The sequence below is a fragment of the Aliiglaciecola sp. SL4 genome, from assembly GCF_041538045.1.
GTDB lineage: Bacteria > Pseudomonadota > Gammaproteobacteria > Enterobacterales > Alteromonadaceae > Aliiglaciecola.
In genome coordinates this window covers 105,712-126,164 of sequence record NZ_JBGOSE010000010.1, presented here as the reverse complement: position 1 = coordinate 126,164, position 20,453 = coordinate 105,712, and the positions used below count along the sequence as shown (strand labels likewise).

Here is a 20,453-nt window from a genome sequence, read left to right as displayed (position 1 = left end):
ACCCTATGGGCTCAAAGCGGATATATTATTTTGAATAAAAGGTTTAACGACTACGAAAACCAAATTGTGCAATAGTATAAATTTATATACCAATAGAATCCAATATTAATCGATAACTTATTACGCAATTCCTTAAACGTCATTCACTAATGGCTGTCTTTACAGGCGTTATTCTTTGTTTCTAAAAGCGCTATATTTCATTTTATTACTTTACTGGTACTTATTAATGACGTTACCCATATGCTTATTTAGCTATAGGTTCGAAAGAATTTTTTACGATATTGGCTTGGAGATAAACCGGTAAATGAGGTAAATAATCGAGTAAACGAACGAGTATCTTCATAACCGACTTTTGTCACTATCGCCTCCAATGAAGAGTTTTCGGTTTCAAGTAACTTTTTAGCTGCCTCTACGCGGATAGACTGCAAATATGAAAAAGGGGTTTGTTCCGTTGCGATTTTAAAACGGCGCAAAAACGTGCGATTTGTTAAGCTCACTTGTTTCGCTAATTGATCTAATGTAATCGGTTGGTGATAGTGGGTTTCTAACCACTCTTGGGCTTTCAATATTTCAGCATCTTGATGATATTTTTTACTTCTCAATTGTGCATAAGCGGCTTGATTGCCGCGGGAAATATCCAATACGTGAGCTTTGGCAGTATTGGTGGCCACATCATGACCGCAATATCGCTCAATTAGCAAAAGGGCTAAATCAAACCAAGCCATTCCTCCACCAGAGCAATATATATTGCCGTCTTGGGTAATGAGCTTATTAGACAATAAATTCACAGTTGGATACCGTTTAGCAAACGTATCGGCATAACCCCAGTGAGTAGTCGCATTTTTGTTATTGAGAATACCAGCTTCGGCAAGAAAAAAAGCGCCGCTACAATTACTCGCTATATCTGTCCCTTTACTATTGAAGTACTGCAAAAAAGGTAAAAGATTACGATTTTCAGACAACACGTCTTCAAGTTTCCCGCCTATGGTCGGAATAATCAAAATATCAGTATCGCTGACATCTTCAATGGCAATTTGACTCTTCAACGTGAGTTGATTAATACACTCAATATCTCGTTTCCCCACCGAAGCTAACTGCACATTAAAAATGCGTTCTGGTGGTTTGCCTTGCATTCGTTGCCAAGTTACACCTGCTAAAGCGAAGATGTCGAGGGCACCTGTAACTGCGCTGGCATAGGCATGTTCAAAACCTAAAATGGTGACATTGTGCACGTAAAATTGTCTCTATATAAGTTGGGTTTTTGTAAGCTTATCACGGTTATGAATGTGTGGCGATATTAGCCATAAAAGAGTCAATAATGACAGTTAGCGAGGGGGCGTAAATATGTGATGCTAGCTCCATGATCTAATCAAGGATACGCATGATGAATGAAGAATTGATCCACCCAAAAGAACTACCCTTTCAACTGTACGAAGTATTAAATATTGAATCACTTCTGCAACGTGAACGTTTTACCGAACATAATAAAGAAACCTTCGATGCCATTTTATCGACAGCAAACAAAATCGCTACCGAGAAGTTTGCAGACCATAATGCCATAGCCGATGCTGATGAGCCTAAGTTTGACGGTAAAACCGTACACATGATCCCGCAAGTGAAAGAAGCATTTGATGCTTATAACGAAGCAGGCTTTATGGCCGGTCGTTATGATTTTGAAGAAGGTGGAATGCAGCTTCCAGAAACAATCATGATGGCAACCTCAGGCTATTTTATGGCTGCCAATCCATCGAGTTCAGCCTATGCCTTCTTAACCGTAGCAGCCGCCAATGTAATTGGTAACTTTGCGTCTGAGAACCTCAAAGAGCAATTTATGCCGCGAATGTTAACCGGTGAATTTACCGGCACTATGGCGTTAACGGAACCCCATGCAGGCTCTTCATTGGCGGATATCCGCACCAGTGCCGTGGAAGCTGAAGATGGTAGCTACCGCATTAAGGGAAGCAAATTATATATCTCTGCCGGTGAACATCAGTTATCTAACAATATTATACATTTAGTACTGGCTAAAATTCAGGGCGCGCCAGCGGGAGTCAAAGGAATTTCTCTGTTTGTTGTGCCTAAATATCGTTTAGATGAATCGGGTGAACCAAGCACTAATAATGACGTTGCCTTGGCTGGACTGATCCACAAAATGGGCTATCGCGGTGCCACGTCGACAGCGTTAAGTTTCGGTGAGAATGGTGATTGTCATGGGTACTTAGTTGGTGAAGCCCATCAAGGTCTTAAGTACATGTTTTTGATGATGAATGAGGCGCGTATAGGGGTTGGTTTTGGTGCCGCCATGATTGGGTATAGCGGTTACCAATATTCTTTAGCTTATGCAAAGGATCGCACCCAAGGTCGTGTTCCCCCTAAAAATGCACCGACGGATCCGGCCACCGAAATTATCAATCACGGTGATGTGAAACGCATGCTGTTGGCACAAAAATCTTACGTGGAAGGGGCTATGTCCCTGTGTTTGTATGCTGCTCGGTTAGTGGATGACGCAAAAACACTTGAATCAACCGAAGAAAGAAAGATGACGGAGGAGTTATTAGATTTATTAACACCTGTGGTCAAAGCTTGGCCATCCGAATTTGGGGTCAAGGCTAATGATTTAGCCATACAAATTCTAGGTGGCGCTGGATACACACGAGAATACCCAGTGGAACAATGCTGGCGTGATAACCGTCTTAACCCAATCCATGAAGGCACTAATGGTATTCAAGCCTTAGATCTGCTTACCCGTAAGTTATGGCAAGCAAATGGTGCAGGTTTAAACACATTGCAAACCCGCATTCTAGCCGATTTTAACACCGCGACTGGAGATAACTGTGCTCCTTTAGTGAAATCCACTTTGGACTATATGGCAAAAATGCAACCGCTAATTCCAGTGCTTGGAGAAGCATTGCGAAATGAAAAGCTGCCTAATTTACTGGCTAATGCACAATGTTTCATGAATGTATTTTCGAGCATTGTGATGAGTTGGATTTGGATCCGTCAAGCAAACGTGGCGGAAAAAGCATTGGCAGAATGCAAAGCTGAAGATAAGTCATATTACCTTGGCAAAATTCAAGCGGCGAAATATTACGTCAATTGGGAACTCCCTTTGATAGATAGAGATTTAAAATTACTGCAAGCATTCGACAGCAGTTGCAGCGACATGCAACCTGAATGGTTCTAAACACAGACAAAAAGGAGTCAATTATTATGAAAAGCAGACAATTTCTTTTGGCGTCTCGCCCCGTGGGAACGCCGATCGCAGATAACTGGAATTTAGTAACCACTGAATTACCTGATCTTCAGGAAAAGCAAATCAAAGTAAAAGTGCTTTATATTTCTCTGGATCCAGCTATGCGTGGTTGGATGAATGAAGGTAAATCCTACATTCCACCTGTTGAGATTGGGGAAGTGATGCGCGCCGGTGGCGTAGGTGAAGTACTAGAATCCACGGACCCCAATTTTACTGCAGGGGATTTTGTATATGGTGGTTTTGGTGTATGTGATTTCGCTGTTATTTCAACTCAAGGGGTTTATAAAGTTGATCCTAGTCTAGCACCACTCGAACGGTATTTAGGGGTATTAGGCATGCCTGGTATGACAGCTTATTTCGGTATTTTAGATACTGGACAGCCAAAAGCCGGTGAAACAGTAGTGGTCTCTGGTGCAGCAGGGGCGGTGGGCACAGTCGTCGGTCAAATTGCTAAAATCAAAGGTTGTCGCGTAGTGGGTATTGCCGGTGGCGAAGACAAATGTCGTTACCTAGTTGATGAGCTCGGATTTGATGGTGTCGTTGATTACAAAAATTCAAATGTGAAAAAAGCCCTGAAAGAACAGTGCCCTGACGGTGTTGATGTGTTTTTCGATAACGTGGGTGGTGAAATTCTTGATGACGTCCTTACTCAAATAAACATGAAAGCCAGAATTGTTATTTGTGGGGCAATCAGTCAATACAACAATACAACCGCCGTTAAAGGACCTTCAAATTATTTAACGCTATTGGTAAATCGCGCGCGTATGGAAGGGATTGTAGTATTTGATAATATTGAAAACTACGGTAAAGCAGCTGGTGAAATGTCGGGCTGGATTGGCGAAGGTAAGCTGATTGCTAAAGAACATGTGGTTGAAGGGCTTGAAACTTTCCCTGACACTTTACTGATGCTTTTCAGAGGCGAAAACTTCGGTAAGTTAGTACTTAAGGTGGACCATACATCATGAAAGCAGCTAACGTAGAAAACAAGCATATTGTGGTGACTGGTGGCGCATCTGGGATAGGCGCTAAAACCACTGAGCTTCTTGCGTCACGAGGAGCAAAAGTCTTTTTCGGTGATCGCAATGTGGCAGCCGGTGAGGCCTTAAGTCAATCCCTGCAAGAGCAGGGTTATTCAGTCGCATTTTGTGAACTAGACGTGACTCAAAATGATTCAGTTAAAGCTTTTTACGCTGCAGCCATCGATAAGTTTGGTCAGATTCATGTGTCCCTTAACAATGCCGGTGTCGATCATACACCAGCACGCATGTTAGATGTGCCAGATGAAGATTTTCATCGAAATATCGCCATCAATCTAACGGGTGTTTGGTATTGCATGAAACAAGCCATAGCCCACATGCTGACAGTAGGCGGTGGACAGGTAATCAATTTAGCCTCGGTGGCTGGAGTCTCTGGTGCTCCAACTATTGCTGCTTACGGCGCATCTAAACATGGGGTAATTGGATTAACTAAATCTGTTGCTATTGAATATGCAAGATCAAATATTCGTGTTAATGCGGTTTGTCCTAGTTTTGTCAAGACCCCAATGGTTGAAAATGTACTGGCCAATTTTAACGAAAAACAGCAAAACACCCTAGTCAGAGCTAATCCAATGAAACGGCTTGGAGAAGTAGACGAAATTGCCTATGCCATTGCTTGGTTATGTAGTGATGAGTCAAGTTTTATGACCGGCCATTCCATGGTGTTAGACGGCGGGTTAACTGCTTAAATAGCGTGATTTAGTGCCCTAATTAATGGGCGCTACTAATATTTTACCTTGAAGATATTGAAGAAGAAAAACTACAGGAACACAAAATGAACAAGAATTTATTCGATTTAACTGGAAAAGTAGCATTAGTCACCGGCGCTAGTCGAGGTATTGGTGAGTCGATAGCTAGATTATTGGCTACATATGGTGCTGAGGTGATCGTCTCTAGCCGTAAAATTGATGGTTGTGAAGCCGTTGCCCAGAGCATTCGCGATAATGGCGGTAAAGCCCATGCTATGGCTTGCCACGTGGGAGAAATCGCACAAATAGATGCTACCTTTGCGCAAATCAAAGAACAGTTTGGTCAACTAGATATTTTAGTGAATAACGCTGCGGCCAATCCATTTTTTGGTCACATTTTAGATACAGATCTTGCCGCCTACGATAAAACTGTAGATGTGAATATTCGAGGTTATTTCTTTATGTCAGTGGCTGCCGGTAAAATGATGAAAGAGCAGGGCGGTGGCGTGATCTTAAATACCGCTTCTGTGAATGCATTGTCACCAGGCGATATGCAAGGTATTTACTCCATATCAAAAGCTGCAGTGGTAAGCATGACAAAAGCATTCGCCAAGGAATGTGGCAGTTTGAACATTCGAGTAAATGCATTATTGCCAGGTTTGACAGACACCAAATTTGCGTCGGCGTTAACTACTAACGATAAGATCCTAAAACAAGCTCTGCAAATTATTCCATTAGGCCGAGTAGCTGATCCTGATGAAATGGCGGGGACTGTGTTGTACTTGGTATCCGATGCATCAAGTTACACAACTGGCACTACAGTTGTGGTTGATGGTGGTATGATGGCGTAAATACATCATCAATAAAGGTAATTCCATGGTTCATCAGTTAGTGGTTTGTTCGGATATTTTTGGACAAACGGCGTCCTTCAAACAATGGTGTAACCAAGTTTTACCTGCGGACTGGCAATTAACCATTGTCAGTCCTTATATCTCTTCGGTTAACTTTACGGATGAAGCTTTGGCCTATTCAGCATTTCAACGAGCAGGCGGCATCGAAAAATATGCCATGCGAATTTCAGCCGCTTTGGCAGCCAGCCTTGCCACCAAAACAGTAATTGGTTTTAGTGCTGGGGCAGCAACCCTGTATAAACTGCTAAGCGAAAAAGATTATTCTCAAAGTATTGATAGATTTTATGGGTTTTATCCTGGACAAATACGCTTTTTTACAAAGCTAAAACCCTGTATACCAAGCCAACTTTACTTCCCTCATAAAGAACCTAATTTCAATATAGACACAGTTATCGAGGAGTTAGCTTTACATGACAATGTGAAGTGCCAAAAGACAGAGTTCGAACATGGTTTTATGAACTTGGCTTCAAGGGGATACAATAAAGACGCTGAGTCAACTTTTACGCAAGAAATTAAGCAGATATTATCGCTCCAAGCAGGTATTTAACCAACTTGGAACGATAAACATGGTGTGCATGAAGGTTATGCTGTGATTTTTTCAACCAAAGCAATTGCATCACCAATGTAATTAGCAGGTGAGATTTGTTTTAATTCCGTTTTTACATTGCTTGGTAAGTCGAGGTTATCAATAAATTCAGCAATGGCACCCTGATCAACTTTTTTACCACGGGTGAGTTCTTTTAACTTCTCATAAGGTTTTTCAATACCATAACGACGCATAACCGTTTGAATCGGCTCGGCCAATAATTCCCAATTGCTATCAAGTTCGTTTCTTAGACTTTGTTCGTTAACTTGTAACTTACTGATACCTTTTAAGGTCGATTCATAGGCAATCACCGAGTAACCCATACCGACACCTAGATTTCTCAATACAGTTGAGTCAGTAAGGTCACGCTGCCATCTTGAAATCGGTAGCTTAGTGGCCAAATGGTTAAACATCGCATTGGCTAACCCTAAGTTGCCTTCTGAATTTTCAAAATCAATAGGATTCACTTTATGAGGCATGGTTGAAGAACCAATTTCACCGGCAATGGTTTTTTGCTTAAAGTGACCTAAAGCAATATACCCCCAAACATCACGATCAAAATCGATAAGAATGGTGTTGAAACGCGCCATGGCATCAAATAACTCAGCGATATAATCGTGGGGTTCGATTTGCGTGGTATATTGATTCCAATTAAGTCCTAAACTTTCTACAAAAGACTGAGAAAAGCCATTCCAATCAATATTAGGGTAGGCACTAATGTGTGCATTGTAGTTACCTACAGCACCATTAATTTTACCTAATATTGTTACATCTTGTATTTGCTGGCATTGACGTTGCAAACGATGCATGACGTTAGCCATTTCTTTACCCATAGTGGTTGGAGAGGCTGGCTGGCCATGGGTTCTTGCCATCATAGGGATGGTTTTGTATTCGATAGCTAACCGTTTTGTTTCAGCAATCAACTTATCGCAATAAGGTAAAATAACCTGGTCTCTTGCTTCACTTAACATTAGCCCATGGGACAAATTATTGATGTCTTCAGAGGTACAAGCAAAGTGAATAAATTCGTTTACGCTGTTAAGTTCACTGTTGCTCTCAACTTTTTCTTTTAAAAAGTATTCAACCGCTTTTACATCGTGATTGGTGGTTCTTTCGATGGTTTTAATACGCAATGCATCATCTTCACTGAAATTGTCAACTATACTGTTAAGCAGCTCTGTTGACTCTGGAGAAAATGCAGGTACTTCAGTTATTTCAGCTGTATCTGCTAGTTTTTGCAACCAACGAACTTCAACTTGAACACGGTATTTTAATAAACCGTATTCACTAAAAAAGTGTCTTAAAGCTGAACTTTTAGAGCCGTAACGGCCATCAACGGGGGAAACTGCTGTGAGTGCAGACAATTCCATGAAGTACTCCTATAGGGATTGGTGAAGAGAGTGTTGCAATGCAGTAGCGTTGCTCACAATGCTTTTTCGGTTAAATAAAATTTGTCGTCTTTTGCCGCCTAACTGGCGCCATAATACAGCTGAACGCAAACCGCTTAATAATAGTGCTCTGACTTTATGTTGATTGCTATTCTTCTTTAATTGTTCTGGGGTGCCGGCAATTTGGATTTTTGACCCCATAGGGCTAATGACATCCGAATAAATGCTGGCTAAATTACTCATCATTTGTTCATCAAACAAGTCTAAATGAGCTGTTTGTCGTTGAATTTGTTCAATACGCTTAGATAGTTCGTCCAATCTTTTGGATGACTTCTTAAGCTTACGCTCGAGCCCTAAAAGGCTGGCAATATAACGTGTGATTTCGGCATCTTTTTGCATAGGAGTATTACCCAATTGACCGATCAAAGTACCTAATCCGACTCTTAAGTTTTCTATACTGCCATACACTTCAATTGTGCTTTGTGCGTCCGTCAAAACTAAGCTATTGATGCTTGTTTTAAACGCATTAGTGTCTGCTTCACCTTTACGGGCGATGGATTGTACCAAAGTCGCCGCTTGACAAACGCCAGCTAAAGCTAAAGTTTTTTCTTTTTCGTGGTCTATGTTCAACGCAAATAACTCTCTATAATTCCGCCACCTAAACATTCATCTTGCTGATAGAATACGGCTGACTGTCCAGGTGTGACTGCTTTTTGTGGTTCATCAAAAAGCACTTTAATTTGGCCATCAGGTAAGGAGGTAACTGTACAGGGAATATCTTCCTGACGATAACGTGTTTTCACAGCACAACGAGTTTCTTGTTGCGGACCTAAACGGTCTACCCAGTGTAATTGATTAGCAATCAGGCCAACAGAATAAAGCGCCGGATGGTCAGCGCCTTGGCCTACTATCAAAACATTGCGCTCGACATCTTTATCGACAACGTACCAAGGTTCATCGCCAAACTCTTTTTTACCGCCGATGTGCAAGCCTTTACGTTGACCTAATGTATGAAACATAAGGCCATCATGTTTACCTATTTCAATACCTTCTGCGGTTTCGATAATACCGGGTTGTGCAGGTAAATACTGGCCTAAGAAGTCTTTAAACTTTCGTTCACCGATAAAACAAATACCCGTGCTATCTTTTTTATCGTGGGTGATGAAATCTTGTTGTTCTGCAATTTTACGTACTTCAGGTTTTTCAATATCGCCAACAGGGAATAAGGTTTTGGCAATGTGCTCTTCACCTAAAGTATATAGGAAGTAACTTTGGTCTTTATTACTATCTAGGCCACGTAGCATTTTCCAATGGTCGTTTCGTTTTTCACGACGGACATAGTGCCCCGTAGCAATATAGTCAGCTCCTAAATCTTCCGCAGCGAACTCTAAAAATGCCTTAAATTTGATTTCCTTGTTACACATAATATCGGGATTAGGCGTGCGCCCAGCGCGATATTCCTCAAGAAAATACTCGAATACATTGTCCCAGTATTCAGCCGCAAAATTAATAGTGTGTAATTCTATACCAAGTTTGTCAGCTACGGCTTGCGCGTCAGCTAAATCTTCAGCGGCTAAACAATACTCATCACTGTCATCTTCTTCCCAGTTTTTCATAAACAGGCCTTCTACCTGATAACCTTGTTGTTGAAGAAGATAAGCGGCAACAGAAGAATCTACACCGCCAGACATTCCAACGATGACTTTTTTGTTAGCGTTTTGTAAATTTGCTGTCGTGTTCGTATTTGACATATTGGCTGGTGAATTCTTGGCTGCTAAATTGGGCGGCAAGTCTAGCAAAATAAAGCCTTTAGTTAAATACACGGGATTACAAAAAAGAACTAATTTATAACCAAAATCGGATTGCTCACGATTTTTTAAATTTGCTCCTTTGGACGCCCTACAAAACTCGATATTTTCCGTTATCTAAGCCGTCAATTGTCCACTGACCAATTTGGTAGCGAATTAACCGCAGAGTAGGGAAGCCAACCGCCGCAGTCATTCGACGGACTTGACGGTTACGCCCTTCACAAATAGTAAGGGAAATCCAACTTGTTGGAATATTAGCCCGAAATCTTACTGGTGGTGTTCGTTCCCAAACATCCGGTGGCGAGATCTTTTTCACTTGCGCGGGCAGGGTGGGACCATCTTTTAACTCTACCCCTAGGCAGAGTTTATCGATTGCGTCTTGGGTAATGTCGCCATCGACTTGTGCCCAATAGGTTTTTGGCATTTTTTGTTTAGGGTTAGCAATTTTGTGTTGAAGCTTACCGTCATTGGTCAAAACTAAAAGCCCTTCACTGTCTCTATCTAAACGCCCAGCAGCATAAACACCAGGTATATCTATATAGTTTTTGAGGGTTTTTCGATTTTGATCATCAGTAAACTGAGTGAGCACATCAAATGGCTTATTGAATAAAAGTACAGTCCTTGTTTGACCTGTTAATTTCTTTTTTATGTGTTTTTTTTGTCTCATTTTGAATAAGTATTCACTTTTTTATGGTTTTAGTGTGCTTGGAGCTAGTAAACCGAGTTTAGCCCATATATCATTGATTGTTAGCATCTATAACCTTTCGTGATGAACTATTTTTTGCGGTTCCGTGCGAAGTCTCAATATATTTTATGCATATTTAATGTAATAAAGTACTGGTTATAATAGCTATATTGATTAGAATCTGTGCTCAAATTTTTAAGTTTTTTGATAGATAATTTATTTATCATCGCTTTCGTCTGAGTAATTTGGATTAACCAGGCGGTTCCGCCGCCACCACTGAGGTATATAATGACTACATCAAAGTCTAAGATTATTTACACAAAAACTGATGAAGCCCCTGCGTTGGCTACATATTCACTTTTACCCATTGTCCGTAAATTTGCTACTGCGGCTGATATAGAAGTTGAAGTAAGTGATATATCGTTAGCTAGCAGAATTTTGGCTACCTTCCCTGACTACCTGAACGATGATCAAAAAGTTCCTGATGCATTATCTATTTTAGGCGAACTTACCCAGAAGCCAGACACAAACATTATTAAATTACCGAATATCAGTGCTTCAATTCCGCAATTAAAAGCGGCAATTAAAGAACTACAAGATAATGGTTTTGCGTTACCTGACTTTCCTGAGACTCCGGAAACAGATGAAGAGAAAGAATTAAGAAGCCGGTACGGTAAAGTACTAGGTAGTGCTGTAAACCCAGTACTTCGTGAAGGTAACTCTGACCGTCGAGCGCCCACCGCAGTTAAGAATTATGCGAAAAAACACCCTCATTCAATGGGCGCATGGAGCCAAGCCTCTCGCACTCACGTTGCGCATATGCAAGGTGGCGATTTTTATTCAGGTGAAAAATCTGTAACCGTTGAAAAAGCAGGCCATGTAAGTATTGAGTTTACTGATACTGCGGGTAACAAAACCACACTTAAGCCACGTGTTGACTTACTTGCGGGTGAAGTAATTGACGGCATGCGCATGAGCAAAAAAGCGTTGTGTGCATTTTTTGAAGAACAAATTCAAGATGCAAAAGAAACCGGCATCCTGTTTTCTCTTCACGTTAAAGCAACCATGATGAAAGTGTCTCACCCAATTGTATTTGGACACTGTGTTAAGGTTTTCTACAAAGAATTATTCGACAAATATCAAGATTTGTTTGATGAGTTAGGCGTTAACCCTAATAACGGTTTAGGTAGTGTTTACGATAAAATCGCAACATTGCCCACCTCACAGCGCGCGGAAATAGAAAACGACATTAATCGTTGTTATCAAGATCGTCCGCCTCTAGCGATGGTAAATTCTGATAAAGGTATTTCTAACCTACACGTTCCAAGTGACGTTATTGTTGATGCTTCTATGCCAGCAATGATCCGTAGCTCTGGTCAAATGTGGGGTCCAGATGGAAAACCTCAAGATACTAAAGCGGTTATCCCTGAAAGTACTTATGCAACTATTTACCAAGAAGTGATTAACTTCTGTAAAACCCATGGTGCATTTGATCCTACTACTATGGGGACTGTGCCAAACGTTGGTTTGATGGCGCAAAAAGCTGAAGAATATGGTTCACACGACAAAACTTTCGAAATGACGGGTGACGGTAAAGTACAAATCATCGACCAAGATGGCAATGTACTTATTGAGCACGAAGTTGAAGAAGGTGACATCTGGCGTATGTGTCAGGCGAAAGACGCGCCTATCCGCGACTGGGTAAAACTAGCTGTAACCCGTGCTAGACAATCAGGTATGCCAGCAATCTTCTGGTTAGATGACGAGCGAGCTCACGATGTTCAACTAATCAACAAGGTTACTGAATATCTGAAAGAACACGACACTGACGGTTTACACATTGAAATAATGGCTCCAGTTCGTGCAATTCGTTACACCATGGAACGAGCTATTCGCGGTTTAGATACCATTTCTGTGACCGGAAACGTATTACGTGATTACCTAACTGACTTATTCCCAATTTTGGAACTAGGTACCAGTGCTAAAATGTTGTCTATCGTGCCGTTAATGGCCGGTGGCGGATTGTTTGAAACGGGTGCTGGCGGTTCTGCGCCAAAACATGTTCAACAGTTTGTTGAAGAAGGGCATTTGCGTTGGGATTCATTAGGTGAGTTTTTAGCAATCGCGGTTTCTTTAGAAGATTTAGCTATTAAGAATGACAATAACAAAGCGAAGTTATTGGCATCAGAGCTGGATAAGGCAACTGAAACCTTATTAAATAATGGTAAGTCTCCTTTGCGTAAAGCAGGGCAGTTAGATAACCGCGGTAGTCACTTCTACTTAGCAATGTATTGGGCGCAAGGGCTTGCTAGTCAAACTGAAGATTCAGAACTAGCTGAGTACTTTGCACCTATTGCTAAAGCATTGAGTGACAATGAAGAAAGTATTGTTGCTGAAATTGATGCAACACAAGCTAAAGCGGCTGACATCGGTGGATACTACTATCCAAATGATGACTTAATCACTAATGCTATGTGTCCTAGCGGAACCTTAAATTCAATTGTATCTTAATTGAGTTGATGGCTATCGATCCCATGCTTTAAGCAGGGATCGATAAATAGTACATACAAAAAAGCAGGCTAAATAGCCTGCTTTTTATTTGAAAAGTAGTATTAAGTCTAGTTTAACTATCTTTCAGGTTCATCGCTGATGTCTATGTTCTCAGCGTGCAAGCCTTTTGGCCCTTGCTGAACTTCATAAGTCACTTCTTGACCTGCTTTTAAAGAACGATAACCGTCCATTTTAATCGTGGAGTAATGTGCGAAAATATCTTCTCCACCATCGTCAGGAACAATAAAACCGAACCCTTTCGCATTGTTAAACCATTTGACTTTTCCAACCGCCATACATCTGCTTCCTTTTAATCCCTTGAACTGACACTGCTTAATCCCCACAATAAGAATGTAGAGATGAGGCAAATCGACTGCATAACGTTTTGCCCTATTTAAAATGTAGATATTTTAACCTACTAATGTCAAGGTCAAATTAATTTAATCGACAAAAATAACTAAAAACAGCACAATTAATGTGAAATCAGAACAATTTTTGTCTAAACGGCACTATTATTTCAATATGAGTAAAGATAATACAATAAGTATAGATCACGATAAGCACTTAGAAGCGGTCAAAAAGAAAGTTGAACCGCCTCCCATGTACAAAGTCTTGATCAATAACGATGACTACACACCAATGGATTTTGTCATTGAGGTGTTGATGCGCTTTTTTAATATGGATGCTGAAAAAGCCAATCAACTGATGTTGACAGTTCATTACCGTGGTCGTGCTGTTTGCGGTGTTTATACCGCTCAGATTGCCGAAACAAAAGTGATGCAGGTGAATCAATATGCCAGGAAACATCAACATCCTTTAATGTGCAGTATGGAACAAGCTTAAACAAACGGATTTATGGAATAATTTTTTAACAAAGATGTTTTATAGGAATGATCGCATAAAACATTTGATTTTAACCTTTGAATCATAGAGTCTGATAACGAAGAAAGATGTAAAAATGGAGGCTTTAACCATGGAAAAGTCAATTTTTAAAGACTGTTTCTGTGGCTAATAAACTGATCATTAAGGTTTTATCTCAGTTTTTTGATAACAACCAGAGACAGTTTTCTTCAGGGTTAACTAACCAACCCGATTTTAGGAGGGTATAAGTATGTTGAATAAAGATTTAGAGCAGACCCTTAACGAAGCGTTTATATTTGCCAGAGAGCATCGTCATGAATTTATGACGGTGGAGCATCTGTTACTAGCGCTTTTGGACAATAAAGCCGCCAGAGAAGCTCTCAAAGCTTGTGGAGCGAATATTGAGTCAATCAAAGCTGAGCTAGTCGATTTTGTCAAAGACACCACGCCGCTTATTTTGGAAGATGATACGAGTGATAGGGAAACTCAGCCAACGTTAGGGTTTCAGCGCGTGTTGCAACGAGCAGTTTTTCATGTGCAATCTTCAGGCAAAGAAGAAGTCACTGGAGCCAATGTGTTAGTGGCTATTTTCAGTGAGCAAGAATCCCAAGCTGTTTATATTTTGAAAAAGACTGATGTAACTCGATTGGATGTAGTGAATTTTATATCCCATGGCGTTAGCAAAAACGATGAAGAGTCGAATGTTGAAAATCAAGATGAGACAGTGGAAGGGGAAGAAAGTACCTCGATACTGGAAAAATATTCGTCGAATCTTAATGTTCAGGCCAAAGCAGGTAAAATTGATCCCCTTATTGGCCGAGATTCAGAATTAGAAAGAACCATTCAAATATTATGTCGTCGCCGCAAAAATAATCCATTATTGGTTGGGGAAGCGGGGGTGGGTAAAACTGCCATTGCAGAAGGTTTAGCTTATCGCATTGTGAATAACGAAGTGCCTGAGGTGATTGCATCATCCACAGTGTACTCCTTAGATTTAGGCGGATTACTAGCGGGAACTAAATACCGTGGTGATTTTGAAAAACGTTTGAAAGGTATTCTCAAAGAGCTAAGTAAAGACGAAGATGCCATCTTATTCATAGATGAAATTCACACTATCATTGGGGCTGGTGCTGCATCAGGTGGTGTAATGGATGCATCTAACCTGTTAAAACCTAAGCTTAGTAGTGGTGAGTTACGTTGCATCGGCTCTACCACTTATCAGGAATACCAAGGTATCTTTGAAAAAGACAGAGCATTGGCACGACGTTTCCAAAAAATTGATGTCATTGAACCTAGTGTTGCAGACACAACTAAAATACTCATGGGGTTAAAAAGTCGTTACGAGAAACATCATAGTGTACGTTTCACTAATCAAGCGATTAAAGCGGCGTCAGAGCTATCTGCTAAGTACATAAACGAACGCCACTTGCCTGACAAGGCGATTGATGTGATCGACGAAGCTGGTGCTTCTCAGCGCTTGTTACCGGTTTCTAAGAGACGTAAAACCATTGGTGTCGGTGAAATTGAGCATGTCATTGCGAAAATGGCCCGAATTCCAGAAAAGTCAGTGTCAGCTTCAGATAAAGAAACATTGAAAAACCTGACTCGTGATTTGAAAATGGTAGTATTTGGACAAGATCAAGCTATTGAAACCTTGTCTGATGCAATTCGATTATCGCGCTCCGGTTTAGGAGTTGAAACCAAACCCATTGGCAACTTTATGTTTGCCGGTCCTACGGGGGTTGGTAAAACCGAAGTGACGCAACAACTCGCTAAAATTATGGGTGTAGAGTTGGTTCGATTTGACATGTCGGAGTATATGGAACGTCATGCAGTTAGCCGATTGATTGGTGCTCCTCCTGGTTATGTAGGCTTTGATCAAGGCGGGTTGTTAACCGATGCTGTGATTAAAAACCCATACTGTGTTGTGTTACTCGATGAAATTGAAAAAGCGCACAGTGATATCTACAACATTTTGTTGCAGGTAATGGATCATGGAACCTTAACGGATAATAATGGACGTAAGGTGGATTTCCGCAATGTGGTTTTAGTCATGACAACTAACGCCGGTGTGCAAGAAACCATTAAAACTTCGATTGGTTTTAAGCAGCAGGATCATAGTTTTGACGCAATCAGTGAAATCAATAAGATATTTACACCGGAATTTAGAAACCGTTTAGATGGCATAATTTGGTTCAATCATCTTGAGTCTGATGTTATTTTGCAAGTGGTAGATAAATTTATTATTGAGCTGCAAGTGCAACTGGATAATAAAGGTGTGTCTATGGAAATAGACGATGCTGCACGTGCTTGGTTAGCTGAAAAAGGCTACGACAGAGCAATGGGTGCGCGTCCAATGTCCAGAACTATGCAAGAGCATGTGAAGAAAAACTTAGCCAATGAATTACTGTTTGGTGAGTTGGTGAATGGCGGTACCGTCAAAATCACCGTCAAAGATGACAAGCTTAACTTTAATTACTCTAACCAAAGCTCTAAACAAGCAAGTAAAGTTTAATATCGCGAAGATTATTAAACCAACACAAGCTAGATAAACAAAAACCCAGCAATGCTGGGTTTTTTTAATGCTAATTTAGCAAAAGGAACGTGTCTTATCTGGCGCGATAAATGATACGGCCTTTTGTTAGGTCGTAAGGAGTCATCTCAACTGTTACTTTGTCGCCAGTTAATATTCGTATATAGTTTTTGCGCATCTTTCCGGAGATGTGCGCAGTGACGACGTGTCCGTTTTCTAATTCAACGCGGAACATAGTATTAGGAAGTGTGTCCAATACGGTACCTTCCATTTCAATACAGTCTTCTTTCGCCATGTAAGTTGTTTACCTCAATTAATAAGTGTCAAAAATGCCGCGCAGATTTTGCCCAATATGCGGCCAAGAGTAAAGCTCTTAAGTGCTTTTTTTTGTGATTAATTGCCATTTATTGTCAATAAAGCGTTGGTGAGGGTAAAAATTAGCCTTATAGCGCATTTTTTGACAGGCATCTATCTGATATCCCAGATACAAAAATGTTTTATTATTCAGCTTCGCTTGTTCAATTTGTTGCATAATTGCGAAGGTTCCCAGTGAGCGATTAGCATATTCTGGTTTAAAAAATGTGTAAAGGGCAGAGAGTGCATCACTTAAAACATCAGTTACAGCAACGCCGATAAGCTCTTTATCTAAATAAAATTCAATAAAAAGTGTTTCCAGCCAATCACATTCGATGAATCCTGTATATTGATTTTGACTCGCTGGAAACATACTACCATCGTTGTGGCGATGATTGATGTATTGTTCGTAAACTGGATAGTACTCAGGTTTCGTTGTGGGGCTGGTGAACACCTCAATATCCGCATTTTTATTTGCAATACGGCGCTGACTTTTAGACCCTAAAAAACTATCCACTGGAATTCTAATGGATTGGCATGCGCTGCATTGTCTACAGTGAGGGCGATAGATTTGTTCTCCACTTCGACGAAAACCTTGACCGAGCAAATAATTATATTGGTTGTCTAATTCATCGTTATTGTCTGTCACCAGAACGAGTAATTGCTCTTGCTGCTGTTCAAGATAACTACATTGAAACTGCTGAGTTAAACCAAACTTCATACTCATGCCAGCAGCACCTGGGGAGTCCAAAATTGCAGAGGAAGATGTTCTTGTTCCGATGCTAATAAATCCAAAAAGGTCTTCCTTGGTATCTCTTCACAGCCTAAAGTTGCTAAATGTGGGTTTTGCATTTGGCAATCAATGAGCCGAACACCGTTTTTTTTCAATAATTCCACGAGACAATGAAATGCGACTTTTGATGCATTGTCTTGACGGCTAAACATGGACTCTCCACAAAATACATTGTTGACAAACACACCATATAAACCGCCAATTAAGCGCTCTTTGTCCCAGACTTCAATGGAGTGAGCATAACCTGCTTGGTAAAGCCTTTTATAAGCATCAACCATTTCTGCGGTTATCCAGGTGCCATTGTCTTTGCGTGGAATACTAGAGCAAGCATCAATAACCTCATTGAAGCTTGTATCTACGGTCACCTTTGGTGTCGTTTTGCGGATATGTTTAAGCAAACTTTTGCTGCTTTTGTATTTTCCAGTGAAAAGTACCCCGCGCGGATCAGGGCTCCACCATAAAATAGGCTCACCTTCTGAAAACCACGGAAAAATACCTTGGCGATAGCTGTTCACTAATCGAGGGACACTGAGATCACCGCCAAAGGCAAGTAGACCGTTAGGATCTGTTAAAGCTTCTGATGGTGTTGGGAAGGCGAGGGAAGCGTCAAGCTTGTGCAGCGAAATCATGATTTATGTTCTCTTTAAAACAAGCTTGACGATAATGGCTTAATCTTCTAGTGCGTCCAAGAATTTTTCTGCATCCAATGCCGCCATACATCCGGTGCCTGCTGATGTAATAGCTTGACGATAAACGTGGTCGCAAACGTCGCCAGCAGCAAAAACACCTTCTACACTGGTTTGAGTCGCATTACCTTCAAGACCGCTCTTAATCTTGATATAGCCGTCTTTCATATCTAACTCACCTTCAAATATATCAGTGTTCGGTTTATGACCAATGGCAACAAACAAGCCCATGATATCAATCTCTTCGGTGGCATCTGAGTTCACGTCTTTAATACGAACGCCAGTTACGCCCATTTCATCGCCGAGTACTTCATCAAGGGTTCTGTCTAGGTGCATCACCACATTGCCATTTTTGGCTTTTTCAAATAGACGGTCAGATAAAATCTTTTCACTTCTGAACGAGTCGCGTCTATGGATAACGTGAACTTCTGAGGCGATGTTAGATAAATACAGCGCTTCTTCAACCGCGGTATTACCACCACCAATAACCGCTACTTTTTGGTTACGATAGAAGAATCCATCACAGGTGGCACAGGCTGAAACCCCTTTACCCATGAATGCAGTTTCAGACTCCATTCCCAAATATTTAGCTGATGCACCTGTGGCTATAATCAATGCATCACAGGTATAAGTACCATTGTCGCCTTCCAATGTGTAAGGACGTTTTGACAAATCGGTTTTATTAATGTGATCGAAAATAATTTCGGTATCAAATTTTTCAGCATGTTTCTGCATTCTCACCATCAGATCAGGCCCGGTTAATCCTTCTGGGTCTCCTGGCCAGTTTTCAACTTCCGTAGTGGTGGTGAGCTGTCCACCTTGTTGAATACCTGTGAGAAGCACTGGATTTAAGTTTGCTCGTGCAGCATAAACTGCAGCAGAGTAGCCCGCTGGGCCCGATCCCAAAATCAAAAGACGTACGTGTCTTACTTCAGACATAAATTGTTCTCCGAAAATAGTCAGGATTGAAGCAATCCGTCTGACCAAAAATTAAATTATAAAGTGCTTCTAAACATATGGATTTTTTAACTAGATTCAACGGTCAAAATTGTATTTAGATCAAATAATTTGTGATTTTAATTAAACTTAGTAAAAAGTTATATTTTATCTTCTCTTAAAGACAAAATAAATCGTGTTAGCTTTTAAATTATTTATGGAAATTTCACACGTTTGAGTCTTCAATGGTGGTGAATTTACCTATTCTACTAATTATTTTTGGTAAAATTAGTGATTAAAGATTATTCTTATAACCAGTAACAGGTAATCAAACAGCAAGGATTCAAATGTCCCATAGTGTGACCGGAATATTTAAAGATGGTCAAGAATATATGAAAACTTGGCCAATGGAAAAGCAGTTAAACGGGCTTTTTCCTGAATATCGGGTAATTAGTGCAACTAAGTTGTCGATTACTATTATGCCGCCAATTGCTGTGCTGAGCGCATTCTCGATTATTAACTTTTACGGTGATAATTTCATACCCCAAGGTATCGCCATTGGTGCATTCTTTCTAAGTTTACCCATGCAAGGTCTTATGTGGTTAGGTCATCGCTCTAATCAAACCCTTCCTCCTGCATTACGCGCTTGGTACCAAGAAATTCACCATAAAATGCAACAACAAGGTGTAACCGTTAATCAACAACGGGCGCAACCTCGCTATAAAGAATTAGCCAAATTATTGAAAACGGCATTTAAAGAGCTTGATAAGGTATTCACGAAACAATGGTTTTAGGTGGTAGTTAACCAATCATTAGGATGCTTATTACCTTATTTCGACTAGTTGTTGCTGACACTTTCGACAACAATAAATCTGCTGCTTTCTAACTACTTTATTATGTTTTCTCACCGTCAGTTTTACGGTCCCACATCTGCATTGATAGTCAAACATTTTCCCCTGAGTTTTTGTTGTGTCCATTTTATGTCTTACGGTTGGCGGCAGGTTGAATACCTTGTGCATAATGGATTGCCACTCAACACCGTGGGGCTTTACTCGGTTGAATTTTTGATAAGTAATGATGTGAGCAACTTCATGAGGTAACACGGTTTGCATAAACTCGTCGAAATTGTCGTTTAACAAGGTATTATTCAGTTTTATTAGGTTCTTTTGTAGGTGCGCTGTTCCCGCCACATTTCCCCTTTGATTAAACAACAAAGTAGGAAGAACAAACTTTTGTTTAAAATACACCTCTGCCATTTGCATACATTCGACTAGGCGTTGCTGGATTATTATTTGGTGTTCAGAGCAGCTCATTAACAGTGATTACATATAAGGTGATTTACAGATAGTAGGGAAAATGATTAATGGCCTATGTAGGCCATTA

At 40.6% G+C, this 20,453-nt stretch carries 20 protein-coding genes; 9 read left to right on the top strand and 11 right to left on the bottom strand.

From position 1 onward, the window contains the following. Positions 1-248: 248 nt before the first annotated feature. A complete protein-coding gene (locus tag AB6T38_RS14655; RefSeq protein ID WP_372548000.1) occupies positions 249-1,232 on the bottom strand; it encodes a GlxA family transcriptional regulator in 984 nt (327 codons plus the stop codon). Between the two features lie 152 nt (positions 1,233-1,384). Between AB6T38_RS14655 and AB6T38_RS14650 the strand changes: the two genes are divergently transcribed. The 5 genes from AB6T38_RS14650 (at position 1,385) to AB6T38_RS14630 (ending at position 6,437) form a co-directional block, all read left to right on the top strand. Beyond that, the gene (locus tag AB6T38_RS14650) at positions 1,385-3,184 is read left to right on the top strand and encodes an acyl-CoA dehydrogenase (RefSeq protein ID WP_372548026.1); all 1,800 of its coding nucleotides are present in this window, start codon (positions 1,385-1,387) and stop codon (positions 3,182-3,184) included. Positions 3,185-3,210: 26 nt separating this feature from the next. Next, positions 3,211-4,218, top strand: coding sequence for an NADP-dependent oxidoreductase (locus tag AB6T38_RS14645; RefSeq protein WP_372547999.1), 1,008 nt, complete (start codon positions 3,211-3,213; stop codon positions 4,216-4,218). After that, positions 4,215-4,979 (top strand): SDR family NAD(P)-dependent oxidoreductase, encoded by a 765-nt coding sequence (locus AB6T38_RS14640; protein WP_372547998.1) that lies wholly within the window; start codon positions 4,215-4,217, stop codon positions 4,977-4,979. The genes AB6T38_RS14645 and AB6T38_RS14640 overlap by 4 nt, the downstream gene beginning before the upstream one ends. A gap of 86 nt (positions 4,980-5,065) precedes the next feature. Further along, a complete protein-coding gene (locus tag AB6T38_RS14635; RefSeq protein ID WP_348489441.1) occupies positions 5,066-5,830 on the top strand; it encodes an SDR family oxidoreductase in 765 nt (254 codons plus the stop codon). Positions 5,831-5,855: 25 nt separating this feature from the next. Further along, on the top strand, positions 5,856-6,437 hold the full coding sequence (locus tag AB6T38_RS14630) for a hypothetical protein (protein ID WP_372547997.1): 582 nt from the start codon (positions 5,856-5,858) through the stop codon (positions 6,435-6,437). 35 nt (positions 6,438-6,472) lie between these two features. Here the strand turns inward: AB6T38_RS14630 and purB are convergent, their stop codons facing one another. The 4 genes from purB to AB6T38_RS14610 all read right to left on the bottom strand — a co-directional run bounded on the left by purB (position 6,473) and on the right by AB6T38_RS14610 (position 10,339). Further along, positions 6,473-7,846 carry an adenylosuccinate lyase gene (gene purB, locus AB6T38_RS14625; protein ID WP_372547996.1) on the bottom strand — a complete coding sequence of 458 codons (1,374 nt, stop codon included), beginning with the start codon at positions 7,844-7,846 and terminating at the stop codon, positions 6,473-6,475. A gap of 9 nt (positions 7,847-7,855) precedes the next feature. Further along, entirely contained in the window at positions 7,856-8,488 is a 633-nt protein-coding gene (gene hflD / locus AB6T38_RS14620) for a high frequency lysogenization protein HflD (protein WP_372548025.1), read from the bottom strand. Between the two features lie 2 nt (positions 8,489-8,490). Beyond that, a complete protein-coding gene (gene mnmA / locus AB6T38_RS14615) occupies positions 8,491-9,615 on the bottom strand; it encodes a tRNA 2-thiouridine(34) synthase MnmA (RefSeq protein WP_348489437.1) in 1,125 nt (374 codons plus the stop codon). Positions 9,616-9,763: 148 nt separating this feature from the next. Further along, a complete protein-coding gene (locus AB6T38_RS14610; protein WP_372547995.1) occupies positions 9,764-10,339 on the bottom strand; it encodes an rRNA large subunit pseudouridine synthase E in 576 nt (191 codons plus the stop codon). A 306-nt stretch (positions 10,340-10,645) separates the two neighbouring features. Here AB6T38_RS14610 and AB6T38_RS14605 point away from each other — a divergent pair, with 306 nt between their 5' ends. Continuing rightward, on the top strand, positions 10,646-12,868 hold the full coding sequence (locus tag AB6T38_RS14605) for an NADP-dependent isocitrate dehydrogenase (protein ID WP_372547994.1): 2,223 nt from the start codon (positions 10,646-10,648) through the stop codon (positions 12,866-12,868). A 116-nt stretch (positions 12,869-12,984) separates the two neighbouring features. Here AB6T38_RS14605 and cspD read toward each other — a convergent pair whose 3' ends face one another. Next, a complete protein-coding gene (gene cspD / locus AB6T38_RS14600; protein WP_303473982.1) occupies positions 12,985-13,203 on the bottom strand; it encodes a cold shock domain-containing protein CspD in 219 nt (72 codons plus the stop codon). A gap of 226 nt (positions 13,204-13,429) precedes the next feature. Here cspD and clpS point away from each other — a divergent pair, with 226 nt between their 5' ends. After that, positions 13,430-13,750, top strand: coding sequence for an ATP-dependent Clp protease adapter ClpS (clpS, locus tag AB6T38_RS14595; protein WP_348489434.1), 321 nt, complete (start codon positions 13,430-13,432; stop codon positions 13,748-13,750). A gap of 268 nt (positions 13,751-14,018) precedes the next feature. After that, entirely contained in the window at positions 14,019-16,283 is a 2,265-nt protein-coding gene (clpA, locus tag AB6T38_RS14590; RefSeq protein WP_372547993.1) for an ATP-dependent Clp protease ATP-binding subunit ClpA, read from the top strand. 94 nt (positions 16,284-16,377) lie between these two features. Here the strand turns inward: clpA and infA are convergent, their stop codons facing one another. From infA to trxB, 4 genes are all read right to left on the bottom strand, one after another. Beyond that, on the bottom strand, positions 16,378-16,596 hold the full coding sequence (gene infA, locus AB6T38_RS14585) for a translation initiation factor IF-1 (RefSeq protein ID WP_008844395.1): 219 nt from the start codon (positions 16,594-16,596) through the stop codon (positions 16,378-16,380). Positions 16,597-16,674: 78 nt separating this feature from the next. Further along, on the bottom strand, positions 16,675-17,376 hold the full coding sequence (locus tag AB6T38_RS14580) for an arginyltransferase (RefSeq protein WP_372548024.1): 702 nt from the start codon (positions 17,374-17,376) through the stop codon (positions 16,675-16,677). A 2-nt stretch (positions 17,377-17,378) separates the two neighbouring features. Continuing rightward, positions 17,379-18,077: a leucyl/phenylalanyl-tRNA--protein transferase gene (gene aat / locus AB6T38_RS14575; RefSeq protein ID WP_372547992.1), complete on the bottom strand. Its 699-nt coding sequence runs from the start codon at positions 18,075-18,077 to the stop codon at positions 17,379-17,381. Between the two features lie 39 nt (positions 18,078-18,116). Continuing rightward, positions 18,117-19,073 carry a thioredoxin-disulfide reductase gene (gene trxB / locus AB6T38_RS14570; RefSeq protein WP_348489431.1) on the bottom strand — a complete coding sequence of 319 codons (957 nt, stop codon included), beginning with the start codon at positions 19,071-19,073 and terminating at the stop codon, positions 18,117-18,119. 344 nt (positions 19,074-19,417) lie between these two features. Between trxB and yfbV the strand changes: the two genes are divergently transcribed. Beyond that, complete coding sequence (gene yfbV, locus AB6T38_RS14565; protein WP_348489430.1) at positions 19,418-19,864, top strand: terminus macrodomain insulation protein YfbV; 447 nt, start codon at positions 19,418-19,420, stop codon at positions 19,862-19,864. Between the two features lie 30 nt (positions 19,865-19,894). On the opposite strand, the gene AB6T38_RS14560 is transcribed toward yfbV, so the two are convergent. Next, on the bottom strand, positions 19,895-20,383 hold the full coding sequence (locus tag AB6T38_RS14560; RefSeq protein ID WP_372547991.1) for a SprT family zinc-dependent metalloprotease: 489 nt from the start codon (positions 20,381-20,383) through the stop codon (positions 19,895-19,897). Positions 20,384-20,453 lie beyond the last annotated feature (70 nt).

Coding starts and splice junctions, on each gene's coding strand:
- AB6T38_RS14650 (WP_372548026.1), top strand. CDS start 1,385: ATGAATGAAGAATTGATCCACCCAAAAGAACTACCCTTTCAACTGTAC.
- AB6T38_RS14645 (WP_372547999.1), top strand. CDS start 3,211: ATGAAAAGCAGACAATTTCTTTTGGCGTCTCGCCCCGTGGGAACGCCG.
- AB6T38_RS14640 (WP_372547998.1), top strand. CDS start 4,215: ATGAAAGCAGCTAACGTAGAAAACAAGCATATTGTGGTGACTGGTGGC.
- AB6T38_RS14635 (WP_348489441.1), top strand. CDS start 5,066: ATGAACAAGAATTTATTCGATTTAACTGGAAAAGTAGCATTAGTCACC.
- AB6T38_RS14630 (WP_372547997.1), top strand. CDS start 5,856: ATGGTTCATCAGTTAGTGGTTTGTTCGGATATTTTTGGACAAACGGCG.
- purB (WP_372547996.1), bottom strand. CDS start 7,846: ATGGAATTGTCTGCACTCACAGCAGTTTCCCCCGTTGATGGCCGTTAC.
- mnmA (WP_348489437.1), bottom strand. CDS start 9,615: ATGTCAAATACGAACACGACAGCAAATTTACAAAACGCTAACAAAAAA.
- AB6T38_RS14610 (WP_372547995.1), bottom strand. CDS start 10,339: ATGAGACAAAAAAAACACATAAAAAAGAAATTAACAGGTCAAACAAGG.
- AB6T38_RS14605 (WP_372547994.1), top strand. CDS start 10,646: ATGACTACATCAAAGTCTAAGATTATTTACACAAAAACTGATGAAGCC.
- cspD (WP_303473982.1), bottom strand. CDS start 13,203: ATGGCGGTTGGAAAAGTCAAATGGTTTAACAATGCGAAAGGGTTCGGT.
- clpS (WP_348489434.1), top strand. CDS start 13,430: ATGAGTAAAGATAATACAATAAGTATAGATCACGATAAGCACTTAGAA.
- clpA (WP_372547993.1), top strand. CDS start 14,019: ATGTTGAATAAAGATTTAGAGCAGACCCTTAACGAAGCGTTTATATTT.
- infA (WP_008844395.1), bottom strand. CDS start 16,596: ATGGCGAAAGAAGACTGTATTGAAATGGAAGGTACCGTATTGGACACA.
- AB6T38_RS14580 (WP_372548024.1), bottom strand. CDS start 17,376: ATGAAGTTTGGTTTAACTCAGCAGTTTCAATGTAGTTATCTTGAACAG.
- aat (WP_372547992.1), bottom strand. CDS start 18,077: ATGATTTCGCTGCACAAGCTTGACGCTTCCCTCGCCTTCCCAACACCA.
- trxB (WP_348489431.1), bottom strand. CDS start 19,073: ATGTCTGAAGTAAGACACGTACGTCTTTTGATTTTGGGATCGGGCCCA.
- yfbV (WP_348489430.1), top strand. CDS start 19,418: ATGTCCCATAGTGTGACCGGAATATTTAAAGATGGTCAAGAATATATG.
- AB6T38_RS14560 (WP_372547991.1), bottom strand. CDS start 20,383: ATGAGCTGCTCTGAACACCAAATAATAATCCAGCAACGCCTAGTCGAA.